Genomic DNA, 16,733 nt, shown 5'->3' with positions numbered 1-16,733 from the left:
CAGGAGCAACCGACCATGTCCAGCACCGTCTCCCGTGTCCGTGCCGCCTACGCGCGCATCGAAGCGGTCGACCGCCCCGAGATCTGGATCGACCTGCGCCCACGGGAGGATGCCGAGGCGGAGGCCCGGGCGATCGACGAGCGGGTGGCCGCGGGCGAGGACCTCCCCCTCGCCGGGCGCCTGTTCGCCGCCAAGGGCAACATCGATGTACAGGGACTGCCGACGACGGCGGGCTGCCCGGCGTACGCCTACCAGCCGGAGGCCGACGCCCCGGTGGTGGCCCGCCTGCGCGCGGCCGGCGCACTCGTGCTCGGCACGACCAACCTCGACCAGTTCGCGACGGGCCTGGTCGGCACCCGCTCCCCCTACGGCGCGGTCCGCAACGCCGTCGACCCGACCCGGATCAGCGGCGGCTCCAGCTCCGGCTCGGCGGTGGCGGTGGCCCTCGGCATCGTCGACTTCGCGCTCGGCACGGACACGGCGGGTTCGGGCCGGATCCCGGCCGCCTTCAACGGCATCGTCGGCCTGAAGCCCACCCGTGGCCTGGTACCCACGACCGGGGTGGTCCCGGCCTGCGCCTCCCTGGACTGCGTGACGGTGTTCGCCCGCACGCTCCCGGAGGCCGAGCAGGCGCTGTCGTACCTGGCGGCCCCGCCCGACCGCACGCTCCCGCCGCTCCCCCAGCGGGCCCCGGGACCCTGGCGGATCGCGGTCCCGCCGCTCTCCCAACTCGGCGAACTGGAGGAGGGCTGGGCCAAGGCGTACGAGGAAGCGGTCGCGCGTCTCACCGCCTCGGGCGCCTCGGTCCGCCCGCTCGACCTGACCCCCTTCACCGAGGCGGCGGCGATGCTCTACGAGGGCGCGTTCGTGGCGGAGCGCTACACGGCGGTGGGCCCCTTCATCGACAAGCTGCTCTCCTCCGGCGGCGAAGGCCTCGACCCCACGGTGAGCGGCATCATCACCCGAGCCCGCGACATCCCGGCGCACCGGCTCTTCACCGACCAGGACCGCCTGTCCGCCCTGCGTGCCCGTGCCCTGGCCGAGCTGTCCGACGCGGACGCCCTACTGCTCCCCACTGCCCCCGGCCACCCCACTCTGGCCGAGGTCGCGGCCGACCCACTGGGCGCCAACGCCCGCCTGGGCCGCTTCACCAACTCCACGAACCTATTCGACCTGGCGGCGGTGGCGGTACCGGCGGGAGAGGTCGACGGTCTGCCGTTCGGTGTGATGCTGATCGGCCCCGCCTTCACGGACGACCGCCTGGCCACCATCGCCCGCGCCCTGGAGCCGCGGGTGAGCCTGGCGGTGGTGGGCGCCCACCTGACCGGCCAGCCCCTCAACCCTCAGCTCCTGGCCCTGGGCGCGGTACTGGACCGCACGACGACCACAGCACCGACGTACCGCCTCCACGCGCTGCGGACGACCCCACCGAAGCCGGGCCTGGTGCGGGTGGACGAGGGCGGGGCGGCGATCGAGACGGAGGTGTGGAGCCTTCCGGCCGAAGGCCTGGGCCGCCTGCTCGCGACGCTCCCCCGCCCCATGGCGCTGGGCCGCGTGGAGCTGGCGGACGGCAGCCAAGTCCCGGGCTTCCTCTGCGAACCGAGCGCGCTGGCAGACGCAGAGGAAATCACCCACCACGGAGGCTGGCGAGCCTTTTTGGAAGAGGCCTGACACTAGCGCCCCTTCAGGGGCGCGGGGCTGTATTCAATATGCGGCTACCGCCGCGTGAGCGCGACCAGCCACACTCCACCCGCACCCGCCGATGAACCATCACCCCACGGACGAGTAGGCCACAACCCCCCGCAGCACCAGATCAACGGCTTTCCTCGCGTTCTTCCCCACGGTCGAGCCCTCCGCAGGAGAAGCCGCAGCGATCTGCCCGAGCACGTCGATCACCTGCTTGCACCACCGCACGAAGTCCCCGGCCGGCATCTCCGCCTCCCGCAGCACCTCGTCCAGTCCCGTCCCCGAGGCCCACATGTACACGGCCCAGGCGAAGCCGAGGTCCGGTTCCCGCTGCCCGACACCTTCGGTCTGGGTGATCCGGAACTCCTCCTCCAGCGCGTCCAGCCGCCCCCAGATCCGCACCATCTCGCCGAGCGCGGCCTTGGCGTTCCCGGAGGGCAGCTTCGGGGCCATCGCGTCGTCTCCGACCCGCGCCTCGTAGACCAGCGCCGAGACACACGCGGCCAGTTCGGCGGGGCCGAGCCCCTCCCAGACCCCGGCCCGCAGGCATTCGCTGGCGAGCAGGTCGAGTTCGCCGTACAGCCGGGCCAGCCGCTTCCCGTGTTCGGTGACCTCGTCGCCGCGCAGGTAGTCCAGCTCGGTCAGCAGCGCCACGATCCGGTCGAAGGTGCGGGCGATGGTGTTGGTCCGGCCCTCGATCCGCCGCTCCAGCTGCGAGGTGTCCCGCATCAGCCGGTGGTACCGCTCGGCCCAACGGGCGTGGTCCTCACGGTCGTTGCAGCCGTGGCAGGGGTGCGCCCGGATCGCGGTCCGCAGCCGTGCGATCTCACGGTCGTCGGCGGCCTGTGACCGCTTCTTGCGGGCCCGCTCCGGCGGGATGTGCCCGGCCTTGGTGCGCAGCGCGGACGCGAGGTCGCGACGGGACTGCGGGGAGCGGGGGTTGAAGGACTTGGGGATCCGCATCCGCTCCAACGCCTCGACCGGCACCGGGAAGTCCATCGACGCCAGCCGCTTGACCTGCCGTTCGGCGGTCAGCACCAGCGGCCGCGGCCCGTCGTGGTGCTCGAAGCCCCGATGGCCGTTGGACCGCCCGGCGGGCAGCCCGGGGTCCAGGACCAGCGCGAGACCGGCGTACTTGCCCGTCGGCACGTGGATGACATCGCCGGGCTTGAGCTTCTCCAGCGCCACCGCCGCCTCGGCCCGCCGATCGGCCGCGCCCTGCCGGACGAGTTCGGTCTCCCGGTCCTTCAGCTCGCGCCGCAGCCGCGCGTACTCCTCGAAGTCGCCGAGGTGGCAGGTCATGGACTCCTTGTAGCCTTCGAGTCCTTCCTCGTTGCGCTGCACCTGACGGGAGATGCCGACGACCGACTTGTCGGCCTGGAACTGCGCGAACGAGGTCTCCAGGAGTTCTCGCGACCGGTGCCGCCCGAACTGCTCGACCAGGTTGACCGCCATGTTGTACGACGGCTTGAAGCTGGAGCGCAGCGGATAGGTGCGGGTACCGGCGAGCCCCGCGAGGTGCTCGGGGCTGAACCCCCGCTGCCACAGCACCACGGCATGACCCTCGATGTCGATGCCGCGCCGTCCCGCACGGCCGGTCAGCTGGGTGTACTCGCCGGGGGTGATGTCGGCGTGCTGCTCGCCGTTCCACTTGACGAGCTTTTCCAATACCACCGAGCGCGCGGGCATGTTGATGCCGAGCGCGAGGGTCTCGGTGGCGAACACGGCCTTCACCAGGCCGCGTACGAAGAGTTCCTCGACGACTTCCTTGAAGGTCGGGAGCATGCCGGCGTGGTGGGCGGCGATACCGCGCTCCAGGCCCTCCAGCCATTCGTAGTAGCCGAGGACGTGCAGGTCCTCACGCGGGATCGACGAGGTGCGTTCCTCGACGAGGGTGCGCACCTGTTCGCGCGCTTCGTCGTCGTTGAGCCGCAGGCCGGCGTACAGGCACTGCTGGACGGCGGCTTCGCAGGCGGCGCGGCTGAAGATGAAGGTGATGGCGGGCAGCAGGCCCTCGGCGTCGAGCCGTTCGATGACCTCGGGGCGCCCCGGTGTCCACACCCGGGACCGCTGCCGGCGCTCCCGCTCCCGGTCGGCCTCGCGCATGGCCCGCCCGCGCCTGCGGTCCTGGTAGGAGGGTCTGCTCGCCTCCATCCGGGCCAGCCGGGTGAGGTCGGGGTTGACGGCCTTCTTCTGGCCCTCGCCCTCCTCGAACAGGTCGTACATCCGGCGCCCGGCGAGCACGTGCTGGAACAGCGGGACGGGCCGGTGTTCGGAGACGATGACCTCGGTGTCGCCGCGGACGGTGTCGAGCCAGTCGCCGAACTCCTCGGCGTTGGACACGGTCGCCGACAGGGACACCAGGGTCACGGACTCCGGCAGGTGGATGATCACCTCTTCCCAGACGGCGCCGCGGAAGCGGTCCGAGAGGTAGTGCACCTCGTCCATGACCACGTAGCCGAGGCCGAGGAGGGTCTGGGAGCCCGCGTACAGCATGTTCCGCAGCACCTCGGTGGTCATCACGACCACGGGGGCGTCGGAGTTGACGCTGTTGTCACCGGTGAGCAGACCGACCTGGTCCGCGCCGTAGCGGCGGCACAGGTCGGCGTACTTCTGGTTCGACAGCGCCTTGATGGGTGTCGTGTAGAAGCACTTCTTGCCCTGCTCCAGGGCGAGGTGGACGGCGAACTCGCCGACGATCGTCTTGCCGGAGCCGGTGGGGGCGGCCACCAGTACGCCCTTCCCGGCTTCGAGCGCCTGGCAGGCCTCGATCTGGAAGGGGTCGAGGCCGAATTCGTACATCTCGCGGAAAGACGCGAGTGCGGTGGCCTGCTCGGCGGCCCGCCTGCGGGCCGCCGCATACCGCTCGGCCGGTGAGAGGTCCTCTGTCATCGTGCTTTCGAGCGTACCGGTCCCCACTGACAACAGGACGATCATTATCCGGAACATGGGACGACGGACGACAAAGAGGTGCCCGCGCCGTGGGGCGCGGGCACCTCTCTATGGCCGGTACGGACCGGTCAGGTCACGTCGTCGTAGCCGTTGACCCGCTCCGGGGTCTCGGGCAGCCCGCGGCTGGCGGAGACGGTCTCGATCTCGCCGATGTCGTCGGGGGTGAGGTCGAGGTCGGAGGCCTCGTCGTCGCCGGGGCCCTCGGCGTCGCGGCGGCGCCTGCGCCGGTCGTTGAGCAGCGAGAAGAGGACCGCGCCGAAGTACAGCACCCAGATCGGCCCGGCCAGCGCCAGCATGGAGAGCGGGTCGGTGCTCGGGGTGGCGACGGCGGCGAAGACCGTGATCCCGAGGATCATCGCCCGCCACCAGCCGAGCATCCGCCGGCCGGTGACGATGCCGGTGAGATTGAGCATGACCAGCAGCAGCGGCAGCTCGAAGGAGAGCCCGAAGACGATCACCATGCGGGTGACCAGCTGGAGCAGGTCGTCCAGCGGCAGCAGGTTGCTCACGCTGTGCGGGGTGAACTGGAGGAGCACCTTCGCGGTGGTCGGCAGGACCTTGTACGCGAAGAACGCGCCGCCGAAGAAGAGCGGGACGCCGGTGGCGACGAACGCGTAGGCGTACTTCTTCTCGTTCCGGTGCAGACCGGGCGCGACGAAGGCCCACAGCTGGTACAGCCAGACCGGGGAGGCGAAGACCACACCTGCCATCAGCGAGACCTGGAGGGCCAGCGTGAAGGGCGCGAGCAGACCGTTGATCGTGATCTGCGCGCAGGGATGCGAGTCGGACTTGGCCCGGGCCAGTTCACCGAAGGCCTGCTCACAGCCGACCGAGTCGAGGACCGGCTTGGTGAGGAAGTTGATGATGTCGTTGTAGAAGAAGGCGGCGACCACCGTCACGATGACGATGGCCAGCATGGCCTTCGCGAGCCGGTTGCGGAGCTCACGAAGGTGATCTCCGAGAGGCATCCGCCCCTCGGGATCCTTCTCCTGTTTGCGGGCAGACTTGGGCAACCCACGTCCTCATCTCGTGCGGCAGGCCGGGGGTCACCGGCCTTGCGTCAGCGCTGGGTGGTGTCCGACGGCTCGTTGACCGGGCGGGAGCTGGTCACGTCGCCGGGGGCAGCCTGGATGGTGCGCTGGGCCTGGGCCTGCTCGCCGGAGGCGGGCGCCTGGGCGGAGGAGGTGGTGTTGCCCTCTTCCTTCATCGCCTTGGCCTCGCTCTTGAGGATGCGCGCGGACTTGCCGAGCGAGCGAGCCATGTCCGGAAGCTTCTTCGCGCCGAACAGCAGGATGACGACGACAAGGATGAGAATGATCTCGGGAGCTCCGAGCCTTCCGAACATAAGTCTTTACCTTCTCACCGAGGCGGCTGGGTGGGGTGCTGTCCGATCAGTCAGACATGTGTCCGAGTAATCGTGCTGACAGCGATCGTAACGCTCGGGGGTAAACGTCAGGCAATCCCCGTGCGTACGCCCGGTCCGCGGTACGGGCCTCGTTCTCCGCCCCGCGAGCGCCAGCGTACCTGCCGGGGTGGTCACCGTGACAGGGCGAAGTGACGCAAAGCGCTTATGGCGCACTACTCACATCGGTCACACAGCAGGTCTCAGAGGGTGTCCACAGCGCGGGCGGCAGCGGCCGCCGCCCGCTCCAGGTCCTCGGCGGCCCGGTTGATACGCCGTGCGGAGTCCGTGACCTGCGCGCCGAGGCGCCGCGCCTCCAGGAAGACCCGGACGGCGAGCACGCCGAGGACGGCGAGACCCACGAAACCCACAGCTACCGCGAACATCGGCCAGAACATGCGGGTGAGCCTAGACGGTGGGGTGCAGCCGCAGGGTCCTGACCCCGCCGCCGGTGAGCAGCTCGATGATCCGCTCGCCCGCGGGCTTGCGGACCAGGACGTCGCAGTCGGGGCAGGTGAAGGAGTAGAACGTGGTCTTGCTGGTGGCTCCGATGGCCAGCCGCAGGGCGCTCGCGGTGAGCTCGAAACTGCCCCGGCAGTCCGGGCAGCCGGCCTTGAACACCACGGGGACCACTCTTCTCATCCCGGCGAACGCGGCCGCGACCGTCACGTCCCCCGCCCCTGCGGCACCGGAACCCGAAGACTCGTCCAGAACCCCCGAAGACTCGTTCAAATCCCTCGTGCCTGCCCTTCCTCGTCGCCGTGCACCGCATGGTCGTCGTACGCCGCCAGGGCCTCGCGGGCCGCCCGGCGGGCGCTGTCGGCCAGCTCGGGCGGCGACACGATCCGGCCGTCGCCGCCGAGCCTGAGTGCCAGCCGGCGCAGGGAGGCCGGATCGGGGGTGCGCAGAGTGATACGCAGCCCGCCGTCGGGAAGCTCATCCGCGCTGTCGTGCGGGTAGTACTCGGCGACCCAGCGGCCGGCCGGGCCGACCTCGACGACCACCTCGGGGTCCTCGGCGGCGGGCTGTACCAGGGCCTCGGACAGGTCGCGCAGCTCGATCTCGGGGGGCGCGGACGGCTCGTCGAGGATCTTGATCTCGGCGACGCGGTCGAGGCGGAAGGTGCGCCGGGCCTCGGAGCGGCGGCACCAGGCCTCCACGTAGGTGTGGCCGACGCTGACCAGGCGGATGGGGTCGATCTCGCGCTCGGTGACCTCGTCACGGGCCGGCGAGTAGTAGCGGATCCACAGCCGGCGGCGCTCGGAGATCGCCCGGTCGACGTCGGCGAAGACCCCGCCCTCGGACTCGAAGGTCACCGACAGCCGGGCGCTGGCGCCGGCCGTCTCGCCGGCCGCGGTCTCCACCTTGGCGGTGGCCCGCAGCAGCGCCTGCCGGTCGCCCTCGCGCAGTCCGGGCAGGGTGGACACCGCGCGGGCGGCCACCAGCAGCGCGGTCGCCTCGTCGGCGGCGAGCCGGAGCGGCTCGGCGGCCTCCTCGCCGAGCGCGGCGGCGTTGTGCCACCAGATGCGCTCGCCGTCGGTGTCGATGTCCAGCAGATCGCCGCCCCGGAAGCTGGTGCCGCACATGGGCAGCACGTCGAGGTCGGAGACCAGCTCGTCCTCGGTGATGCCGAAGGCACGGGCGACGTCCGCGATCCGGGCGCCGGGGCGCTCGCGCAGGTAGGTCACCAGGGAGAGCATCCGCCGGGTCTGGTCGATGGCGTTCACGGGCCTGACCGGTTTGCCTGCCACTGTCTCGCTCCGCTCCCCCTCAGCCCTTGGCCACGGCACGCAGCCGGTCCACCACGTCCGCGCGCAGCTCGGCCGGCTCCAGGACCACCACGTCCGGCCCGAACTCCACCAGCCAGGCGTCCAGGCCGTGCCCGTACGGAATCTCCAACTCGTCCCAGCCGTCGCCGAGTTCCCGCACCGCCGTGGCCTTCGCCCGAAGGGGGTAGCCGGCACCGGTGCGCAGCCGGATCAGCGCCGAGCGGTCGGCGATCTCACCGGCCCAGCCCGCGACGGTCTCGCGGACGGTGACCACGTCCGGGACGGGCGCGGTGAAGCGGGCGCCCCGGGAGCGGACCCGGCCGGTGATCCGGGACAGCCGGAAGACCCGCTCGGCACCCCGGTCCCGGTCCCAGCCCGCCAGGTACCAGTGGCCGCGCCAGCACTCCAGGGCCCACGGCTCCACGTGCCGGGGCTCGGGGCGGGCGGCGGTGGCCTTGCGGTAGTCGAAGAGGACCGGGCGGCGGTCGCGGCAGGCCAGCATCAGCGGCTCGAAGGCGGCCTCGTGCACCGGGATGCGCGGTTCCAGGGCGCTGTGCGCCTCGTACGGGTCGACGTCCTCGGGCAGCCCGGCGGCGCGCAGCTTCTGCAGGGCTCCGCTGGCCGCGCCGGCGAGGCGGGCCTGCTGCCAGACCTTGGCGGCCAGCCCCAGGGCGGCGGCCTCCTCGGCGTCCAGCGTGATCGGGGGCAGGCGGTTGCTGTCGCGGCGGGCCAGATAGCCGACCTCGCCGTCCAGGTTCTCGACGGTCTCGATCACCAGTCCGAGCTCGCGCAGATCGTCCTTGTCCCGCTCGAACATCCGGTTGAAGGAGTCGTCGGACCCGGCTTCGAGGTAGGCCTCGATGGATTCCCGCAGCTCACGCTTGCTGAGCGGCCGTCTCGTCCCCAGCAGGCACAGCGCCAGGTTCATCAGCCGCTCGGCCTTGGCAATGGCCATCGACGCCCTTCGCCTTCCCTATGGTGCTTCTGACCGATGACCGTACCGCTCCGGAGTGTCACGGCAAAAGCCAGTACCAACAACGGGGACCGAAACGGACAGGACCCGACAAACAACAAGGGCCCGCGCACACGGCACGGGCCCTTGTCCAGCCGGTTTCCGACCGGGACCGATCAGCGCCGGAGCGGCGCCGACCAGGCACGGGGCTCAGACCCCGAGCAGGTCCACGACGAAGATCAGCGTCTCGCCGGGCTGGATCAGCGGGGTCGGGCTCTGGTTGCCGTAGGCGAGGTGGGCCGGGATGGTCAGCTGGCGACGGCCGCCGACCTTCATGCCCTCCACACCCTGGTCCCAGCCCTTGATGACACGGCCCCCGCCCAGCGGGAACCGGAACGGCGCACCCCGGTTCCAGCTGGCGTCGAACTCCTCGCCCGTGCTGAACGCGACACCCACGTAGTGCACGGTGACGGTCTGGCCGGCCTTGGCCACCTCGCCGTCGCCCTCCCAGATGTCCTTGATCTCCAGGTCGGCCGGGGGCTCGCCGCCCGGGAAGTCGATCTCGGGCTTGTCGATGCTCACGTCTCTCGCTCCTGCTTGTGTACGACACGGAACCCGGACAGTCTTTCATCCCCGCCCGGCTCCCGCCCGCGCGACTACATCGCCGCCAGGATGTCCACCGAGAACACCAGCGTCGAACCCTTCTTCACCACACCGCCGCTCGGCGGGTTGTTCCCATAGGCCAGATCCGGCGGTACGACGATCAGCAGCCGGCTGCCCACCTTCTTGCCGGTGATGCCCTGCGCCAGCCCCTTGACGACCTCCTGCATCTGCGCGACCGCGAACTGGGCCAGCCGCCCGCTGTCGTAGGTCTGCTCGAAGGCCTTGCCGCTGTCCCAGACCTCGCCCTTGAACTGACACAGGACCGTCTGCGAGGACTTCACCTCCGGGCCGTCGCCCTCCAGGACGTAGTTCGACACCAGCGTCTTGGGCGGGTCGGCCTTGGGAATGTCGATCGACGGAGCCTTCCCGTCGGTGTTGGTGCCGACCTTGGGCAGCGCGGAGTCGCTCTGCGCGACCTCCTTGCCGGTGCTGGAACTCTTGGAGTTGAAGGAGTTCAGCACATCCACCACGAACACCAGCGTGTCGGTGCCCTTGATACCCGCCTGCGAGTTGCCCGCCGTGCCGTAGCCCCAGGTCGGCGGCACCGCCATCAGCACCCGGCTGCCGACCTTCTTCCCGGCCAGCCCGTACCGCCAGCCGTCGATGATGCTGCCCTGGGCGAGCTGCATGAGCAGCGGCGTACGGTCGTACGACTCGTCGAAGACCTTCGCCGTGGACCAGATCTGCCCGAGGTAGTTGGCCTGGATGAAGTCGTTCTCCGCGACCGTCTTGCCGCTGCCCGCGATCACCGTCTTGACCGCCAGGTCCTTCGACGGGTCCCCGGAACCCTTGGCCACCGTCGGCTTCTCGCCGAACTTCGTACCCGCCGTGATCGCCGGCAACGGCCCGTCCACGATCTTCGGCGGCGGCACCGAGGACGCGGAACCCGACGGCGCCGCGCTGGCCTTGCTGGAAGCGGACTTGTCGTCGCCGCACGCGGCGATCGTGACCAGTCCTGCGGGTACGGCGGCAAGGAGAAGAGAGCGTCGGCGCACGGAAACAGCCTCATAATCGGTCGATCTTGCAGATGCGTGCGCGCAACTCTACGACGTGACACGGGCGCCGTACGGTAAACGTACGGCGCCCGTGTGGCGTTCGCTCACATACCGGCGATGAGCTTCTCCACCCGGTCGTCGACCGAACGGAACGGGTCCTTGCACAACACCGTCCGCTGTGCCTGGTCATTGAGCTTCAGATGCACCCAGTCGACCGTGAAGTCGCGCCGCTGCTCCTGAGCCCGCCGGATGAAGTCACCGCGCAGCCGCGCCCGAGTCGTCTGCGGCGGTACCGACTTGCCCTCGAAGATCTTCAAGTCATTGCAGATCCGCGCGGCTTGACCCTTCCTCTCCAGCAGGTAATACAGACCCCGACGACGGTGAATGTCGTGATAAGCGAGGTCTATCTGCGCCACCCGCGGATGAGACATGGTCATGTTGTGCTTGGCCCGGTACCGCTCGATGAGCTTGTACTTCATCACCCAGTCGATCTCGGTGCCGATCCGGTCCAGGTCCTCGGCCTCGATCGCGTCCAGGGTCCGGCCCCACAGCTCCAGCACCTGCTCGACCGTGCCGGTGCGGATACCGCGCCGCTCGCAGAAGTCCACGGCCTTCTCGTAGTACTCCCGCTGCACCTCCAGGGCGGAGGCCTCCCGGCCGCTGGCCAGGCGCACCTTGCGCCGTCCCGTGATGTCGTGGCTGACCTCGCGGATCGCCCGGATCGGGTTCTCCAGGGTCAGGTCCCGCATCACCGTGCCCGCCTCGATCATGCGCAGCACCAGGTCGGTGGCGCCGACCTTGAGCAGCATGGTCGTCTCGGACATGTTCGAGTCGCCCACGATGACATGCAGCCGACGGTAGCGCTCGGCGTCCGCGTGCGGCTCGTCCCGGGTGTTGATGATCGGCCGGGAACGGGTCGTCGCCGAGGAGACGCCCTCCCAGATGTGCTCCGCGCGCTGGCTGACGCAGTACACCGCACCGCGCGGCGTCTGCAGCACCTTGCCGGCGCCGCACAGCAGCTGCCGGGTCACCAGGAACGGAATGAGGATGTCCGCGAGCCGGGAGAACTCCCCGTGCCGCGCCACCAGATAGTTCTCGTGGCAACCGTAGGAGTTGCCCGCCGAGTCCGTGTTGTTCTTGAAGAGGTAGACGTCGCCCGCGATTCCTTCCTCGTGCAGGCGTCGTTCGGCGTCCACCAACAGTCCTTCGAGAATGCGCTCGCCGGCCTTGTCGTGGGTGACCAGTTCGGTCACGTTGTCACATTCGGGTGTCGCGTATTCCGGATGTGATCCCACGTCGAGATAGAGCCGGGCGCCGTTACGAAGAAAGACATTGCTGCTACGGCCCCATGACACGACACGGCGGAAGAGGTACCGCGCCACCTCGTCAGGCGACAGGCGGCGCTGTCCCCTGAACGTGCACGTGACGCCGTACTCGTTCTCCAGCCCGAAAATGCGGCGGTCCATGACTGAACATTACGCCCGATCCCCTGAGCTGAAACGGGGTTCGGCAGCACGATTTGGATCATTTTCCGATGAAGCCGCAACCACCGCGCCACCACCGGGAGCTGCGAGGACCCGCCCCGTGGCCATCAGGACCAGCAACGACACGCCCCCCGCCGCACCCGGCACCGCGAAGCCCCACAGCGCCCCGCCCGCCTCGACGACCGGGCCCGCCAGGCCCGTTCCGACCGAGGCCCCCACTGTGAACGTCGTCACAAGCCAGGAGAAAGCCTCGGTAACCGTCCCCATCGGCGCGTGCCGGTCCACCAGCACGAACGCACATGCGATCGCCGGCGCCAGGAACACCCCCGCCAGCACGGTGAGCAACACCATGGCCACCGCATCCGGCATCACCATCAGCGGCAGATAACACACCGCCAGAAGCGCCACCAGCACCCGCAGTCGCACCGCCGGCTCCCCATGCCACCGCCGCGCCCCGTACACCGAGCCACCGAGCAGCGCGCCCAGCCCGAGCCCCGCCATCATCCAGCCGTACACCCCGTCACCGCCGTGCTCGTCCGCGTACGGCACCGACGCCACCGTGATGGAACCCATCGCGATCCCGACGAACAGGAACGCGCCCAGCAGCGCCAACAGCCCGGACGACCGCAGCGCGCCCAGCCAGTGCGCCTCGCGCGGCGCCGAACGCCACGCGCGCGAGGGCGGCGAGAGGACCACGGAGAGCGCACCGAGCACGCCCACCGCGTTCACCACCAGCAGCGCCGCCTGCGCCGACCACAGCGACACGCACAACGTCACCAGCAACGGCCCCACCGTGAACATGACTTCCTGCGCCACCGCGTCCATGGCATACGCCGTGTGCACCTGGTCCTCCTTGCCGAGCACACTCGGCCACAGGGCGCGCAGACCGCCCTCCAGGGGAGGCGTGAACAGGCCCGCCGCGGCCACGCACGCGTACGCCGGCGGCAGCGCATCGGTGCCGGCGAAGGCGAAACCGGCCATGGCGAGAGCCGACGCGACAGCCGCGGGCAACTGGACCCGCGGCTGCCCGTGCACATCCACCAACCGGCCCAGCACCGGCTGACCCACCGCGTTGGCGACCCCGTACACGGCCGCGAGCACCCCCGCCAGGCTGTACGTACCGCCCTGCGCACGTACGAACAGCACGATCGCGAGCGCGGCCGTGGCGTTCGGCAGTCGGCCCACCAAGGTGCCCGTCAGCAGGCGGACCGCGTGCCTCGCCCTGAGGATCTCCAGGTATCCCGCGGCCATGATCCGCCTCCAAGTTTTACGTATAACCTCGGCTCCCATACGTACCATGTGCGCAGTTCACACGTCCAGACGAAGGAGCCCGCACCCGGTGGCACGCAGCAGCACGCGCCCGACGAGCCGCGACGTCGCCCAGGCCGCCGGCGTCTCCCAGGCAGCCGTGTCACTCGTCCTCGGCGACAAATGGCGCGGCCGCGTCTCCGAGGCCACCGCCGCACGCGTCCGGGAAGCCGCACGCGACCTCGGCTACCGCCCCAACCTCGCCGCCCGCAACCTCCGCCTCGGCCACACCCGCACCGTCCTCCTCGTCGTCCCCGCCCTCACCACCGAGTTCTTCGCCGGCGTCTACACCGGCGCCGCCCGCGTGGCCGCCGACCACGGCTTCGGCGTGGTCCTCTACCCCTCCCCCGAAGGCATCGGCCCCATCCGAGACCCCTTCGCCTCCGCCCAGGCCGCCCTCGACGGCGTCATCGCCTCCTCCATGGCCGCCGACGCCCTCACCGCCATCCGCGGCGACCAGCTCCCCCTGGTGATGCTCGACAGCGACCCGGACGGCAGCCTCGGAGCCGCCACCGTCAACCTGGACATCGCCGACGGCGTACGTCAGGCGGCCGAACACCTGCTGGGCCTCGGCCACCGCCGCTTCCTCCACCTGGCCGCCGACGTCGCCTCCTGGACCTTCGAGGTCCGTGCCCGCGAACTGGCCGCACGCACGGCACAGGTACCCGGCACCTCGGTACACACCGTCCACGCCCCGATCTCCATCGAAGGCGCCCGCACGGCCACCGAGGCCGCCCTCGCCGCACCCGGCCCCCACCCCACCGCCCTCGTCTGCGACGACGACAAACTCGCCGCCGGCGCCTACAAGGCCCTGCGCCGCCACGGCCTGCGGATCCCCGACGACATCTCCGTCACCGGCCTCGACGACCTCGCCCTCGCCACCGCCATCGACCCCGAACTCACGACCGTACGACTGGACGCCGAACTCTTCGGCGAACGCGGCATGCACGCCCTCCTCGCCGTCATGGAAGGCCGCACGCCGGAAGGCCGGGACATCCCCGTCGAACTGGTCGTACGAGGCTCCACAGCGCCCCCGCGGAAGTCCTAGGGCCTGTCTGAGCCGCACACACCCGCGCCCCGCCCGGACGACTCGCCGGACGGGGCGCACAGAGCGGGTGGCAGCGGGGACTACTCGACGTCTCCGCCGGACTCCTCCGCCTCGTCGGTGGCCACAGCCGTGGCCGCACCCTGTGACTCCAGCAACCGGGACAGCTGCGGGCCGCCGATACGCCTGAACTTGCGCTTCTGCGGACGCGTACGGTCCAGCACCGCAACCTCCAGCCGCTCCGACGGAATCTCCCGCTGCGTGCCGTTCGACTCCCGCGACAGAGCCGTCACCGCCAGCTTCAGAGCCTCCGCGAGCGTCATACCGTCCCGGTGCTCACGGTCCAGATAACTGCTGATCTGCTCCGCATTGCCACCGACCGCGACCGAACCGTGCTCGTCCACGATCGAACCGTCGTGCGGCAGCCGATAGATCTGGTCACCCTCCGGGGTCTCCCCGACCTCGGCGACCACCAACTCCACCTCGTACGGCTTCTCGGCCGCACTGGAGAAGATCGTGCCCAGCGTCTGCGCATAGACGTTGGCAAGACCACGCGCCGTCACATCGTCACGGTCATAGGTGTAACCACGCAGGTCGGCATAGCGCACACCACCGATCCGCAGATTCTCGTACTCGTTGTACTTACCGGCGGCCGCGAAACCGATCCGGTCATAGATCTCGCTGAACTTGTGCAGCGCACGGGAGGGGTTCTCACCGACGAACACGATGCCGTCGGCGTACTGGAGCACCACCAGGCTCCGACCGCGCGCGATGCCCTTCCGGGCGTACTCCGCACGGTCCGCCATGGCCTGCTGAGGTGAGACATAGAACGGCGTCGACACCGGTATCCGTCCCCTTCCTTAGGGTTCCGTCGAAGTCACTGGGATCACCTTCACAACAAGCGCCGAGCGCCTCAGAGCAGCGCCGCGCGCGGACCGTCCGGCTCCTCCAGACGGCGCGCCAGCACCGCGCGGGCGAGCTCGGAGGACTCGTCGTCGGTGAGCCGGCGGAACCCGTCCTCGGTGATCACGGTGATGATCGGGTAGATCCGGCGGGCGACATCGGGACCACCGGTCGCCGAGTCGTCGTCGGCCGCGTCGTACAGGGCCTGCACCACCAGTGTGGTCGCCTGCTCCTCGCTCAGGTCCTCACGGAACAGCTTCTTCATGGCCCCGCGCGCGAAGACCGAGCCGGAGCCCGTCGCGGAGAAGTTGTGCTCCTCGGAACGGCCACCGGTGACGTCGTACGAGAAGATCCGCCCCTTGCCCCGGTCCACGTCGAACCCGGCGAACAGCGGCACGACCGCCAGCCCCTGCATCGCCATGCCGAGGTTGGAACGGATCATCGTCGACAGCCGGTTCGCCTTGCCCTCCAGAGACAGCTGCGCACCCTCGACCTTCTCGAAGTGCTCCAGCTCCAACTGGAAGAGCTTGACCATCTCCACGGCGAGGCCGGCGGTGCCGGCGATGCCGACCGCCGAGTACTCGTCGGCCGGGAACACCTTCTCGATGTCGCGCTGGGCGATCACGTTCCCCATCGTGGCCCGACGGTCACCGGCGAGCACCACGCCCCCGGGGAAGGTCACCGCGACGATCGTCGTCCCGTGCGGCGCCTCGATCACCCCCTGCGTGGGCGGCAACTGCCGCTTGCCGGGCAGCAACTCCGGCTGGTGCTCACCGAGAAAGTCCATGAACGAAGAGGACCCAGGCGTCAGGAAGGCAGCTGGTAGACGCCCGGTGCTACGAGTGTTGGCTTCCACGCGTTTCCTTCCAGGTAGTCGGCTGCTCGGTTGATCGTCTCGGGGGCGTCCCTCAACAGACCGACGGCCGAATTGCAGTTGAAGCACAGTACGCCTCGGACCCTACCCGTCTTGTGGCGGTGATCCACATGAACGGCGGGGGCGGATGGGCGGATACGGCGGACGCCCCGTTGCGAGGCGATCAGCGACGCAAGGCGATCAGCGACTCGCGCTCGGACTCTGACTCGGTGAGGCCGACAGGCGCCGAGGGTTCGACCGCTTGACTGCGAAGGCTGCGCGCGGCTTGGCGTCACCAGGCCGTGCGCAGCGCTTCACGCTCAGGTCCCCCGACACTCCCGATCTCCATTCACCTTCGGTTCGAAGGGAAAAGGGGTCTACTGCCCACCCTTTTGAACGAAGGAGCGCACGAAGTCCTCTGCGTTCTCCTCGAGTACGTCGTCGATCTCGTCCAGCACCGAGTCCACGTCGTCGCTCAGCTTCTCGTGGCGCTCCTTGAGGTCCTCCGAAGCCTGCGCTTCCTGCGTCTGCTCCTCGGCCTCCTCGGTGGAACGTGTGGCCTTCTGCTGTCCGCCGCCGGTGTCCTTGGTTGCCATAACCCTCACCCCGCTCAGTTCGCGTTCGCCCGACATGGTCGACAGGTCGGCATTCCTGCCGATCGGTGGTGATCAGACCCTACAAGCCGGGTCCGACATCGGCCCCGCAGTTTCTCCAACGTACG

The 16,733-nt window shown here is 69.8% G+C and carries 16 protein-coding genes and 1 pseudogene; 2 read left to right on the top strand and 15 right to left on the bottom strand.

Annotated features, from left to right (window positions below; translation table 11 throughout):
• The first annotated feature begins 15 nt into the window (after positions 1 to 15).
• Positions 16 to 1,671, top strand: a complete 1,656-nt coding sequence (gene atzF, locus ACZ4N4_RS32530) for an allophanate hydrolase (RefSeq protein ID WP_467595500.1) — start codon at positions 16 to 18, stop codon at positions 1,669 to 1,671.
• A gap of 99 nt (positions 1,672 to 1,770) precedes the next feature.
• Here atzF and ACZ4N4_RS32525 read toward each other — a convergent pair whose 3' ends face one another.
• The 11 genes from ACZ4N4_RS32525 to ACZ4N4_RS32475 all read right to left on the bottom strand — a co-directional run bounded on the left by ACZ4N4_RS32525 (position 1,771) and on the right by ACZ4N4_RS32475 (position 13,154).
• Entirely contained in the window at positions 1,771 to 4,623 is a 2,853-nt protein-coding gene (locus tag ACZ4N4_RS32525; RefSeq protein ID WP_453575371.1) for a DEAD/DEAH box helicase, read from the bottom strand.
• An 83-nt stretch (positions 4,624 to 4,706) separates the two neighbouring features.
• Positions 4,707 to 5,651 carry a twin-arginine translocase subunit TatC gene (gene tatC, locus ACZ4N4_RS32520; RefSeq protein ID WP_453575369.1) on the bottom strand — a complete coding sequence of 315 codons (945 nt, stop codon included), beginning with the start codon at positions 5,649 to 5,651 and terminating at the stop codon, positions 4,707 to 4,709.
• A 47-nt stretch (positions 5,652 to 5,698) separates the two neighbouring features.
• Positions 5,699 to 5,983 (bottom strand): Sec-independent protein translocase subunit TatA, encoded by a 285-nt coding sequence (gene tatA / locus ACZ4N4_RS32515; RefSeq protein ID WP_360489568.1) that lies wholly within the window; start codon positions 5,981 to 5,983, stop codon positions 5,699 to 5,701.
• 260 nt (positions 5,984 to 6,243) lie between these two features.
• Entirely contained in the window at positions 6,244 to 6,438 is a 195-nt protein-coding gene (locus tag ACZ4N4_RS32510; RefSeq protein WP_453575367.1) for a hypothetical protein, read from the bottom strand.
• Positions 6,439 to 6,448: 10 nt separating this feature from the next.
• Positions 6,449 to 6,682: a hypothetical protein gene (locus ACZ4N4_RS32505; protein WP_360489570.1), complete on the bottom strand. Its 234-nt coding sequence runs from the start codon at positions 6,680 to 6,682 to the stop codon at positions 6,449 to 6,451.
• Between the two features lie 86 nt (positions 6,683 to 6,768).
• Entirely contained in the window at positions 6,769 to 7,791 is a 1,023-nt protein-coding gene (locus tag ACZ4N4_RS32500; protein WP_453575365.1) for a helix-turn-helix transcriptional regulator, read from the bottom strand.
• Positions 7,792 to 7,810: 19 nt separating this feature from the next.
• Positions 7,811 to 8,764: a helix-turn-helix transcriptional regulator gene (locus tag ACZ4N4_RS32495; protein WP_453575363.1), complete on the bottom strand. Its 954-nt coding sequence runs from the start codon at positions 8,762 to 8,764 to the stop codon at positions 7,811 to 7,813.
• Between the two features lie 207 nt (positions 8,765 to 8,971).
• Positions 8,972 to 9,343 carry an FKBP-type peptidyl-prolyl cis-trans isomerase gene (locus tag ACZ4N4_RS32490; protein ID WP_453378758.1) on the bottom strand — a complete coding sequence of 124 codons (372 nt, stop codon included), beginning with the start codon at positions 9,341 to 9,343 and terminating at the stop codon, positions 8,972 to 8,974.
• Between the two features lie 74 nt (positions 9,344 to 9,417).
• Positions 9,418 to 10,419 carry an FKBP-type peptidyl-prolyl cis-trans isomerase gene (locus tag ACZ4N4_RS32485; protein WP_453575361.1) on the bottom strand — a complete coding sequence of 334 codons (1,002 nt, stop codon included), beginning with the start codon at positions 10,417 to 10,419 and terminating at the stop codon, positions 9,418 to 9,420.
• A 104-nt stretch (positions 10,420 to 10,523) separates the two neighbouring features.
• Positions 10,524 to 11,885 (bottom strand): Pup--protein ligase, encoded by a 1,362-nt coding sequence (gene pafA / locus ACZ4N4_RS32480; RefSeq protein WP_059196529.1) that lies wholly within the window; start codon positions 11,883 to 11,885, stop codon positions 10,524 to 10,526.
• Between the two features lie 9 nt (positions 11,886 to 11,894).
• Positions 11,895 to 13,154 (bottom strand): MFS transporter, encoded by a 1,260-nt coding sequence (locus ACZ4N4_RS32475; RefSeq protein ID WP_467595495.1) that lies wholly within the window; start codon positions 13,152 to 13,154, stop codon positions 11,895 to 11,897.
• 88 nt (positions 13,155 to 13,242) lie between these two features.
• On the opposite strand from ACZ4N4_RS32475, the gene ACZ4N4_RS32470 reads away from it, so the two are divergent.
• Complete coding sequence (locus tag ACZ4N4_RS32470) at positions 13,243 to 14,259, top strand: LacI family DNA-binding transcriptional regulator (protein ID WP_467595492.1); 1,017 nt, start codon at positions 13,243 to 13,245, stop codon at positions 14,257 to 14,259.
• An 80-nt stretch (positions 14,260 to 14,339) separates the two neighbouring features.
• On the opposite strand, the gene prcA is transcribed toward ACZ4N4_RS32470, so the two are convergent.
• From prcA to ACZ4N4_RS32450, 4 genes and pseudogenes are all read right to left on the bottom strand, one after another.
• Complete coding sequence (gene prcA, locus ACZ4N4_RS32465; protein ID WP_453575355.1) at positions 14,340 to 15,098, bottom strand: proteasome subunit alpha; 759 nt, start codon at positions 15,096 to 15,098, stop codon at positions 14,340 to 14,342.
• Positions 15,099 to 15,169: 71 nt separating this feature from the next.
• The gene (gene prcB, locus ACZ4N4_RS32460) at positions 15,170 to 16,015 is read right to left on the bottom strand and encodes a proteasome subunit beta (protein ID WP_365796801.1); all 846 of its coding nucleotides are present in this window, start codon (positions 16,013 to 16,015) and stop codon (positions 15,170 to 15,172) included.
• Positions 15,967 to 16,200, bottom strand: a pseudogene (locus tag ACZ4N4_RS32455) (endonuclease domain-containing protein); the annotation flags it as partial. The pseudogene ACZ4N4_RS32455 and the gene prcB, both read right to left, overlap by 49 nt.
• A 189-nt stretch (positions 16,201 to 16,389) precedes the next feature.
• Positions 16,390 to 16,608, bottom strand: coding sequence for a ubiquitin-like protein Pup (locus ACZ4N4_RS32450; RefSeq protein WP_351739822.1), 219 nt, complete (start codon positions 16,606 to 16,608; stop codon positions 16,390 to 16,392).
• Positions 16,609 to 16,733: the final 125 nt, after the last annotated feature.

The organism is Streptomyces sp. NPDC026538 (assembly GCF_055567535.1).
This window is presented reverse-complemented; position numbering and strand designations above follow the sequence as displayed.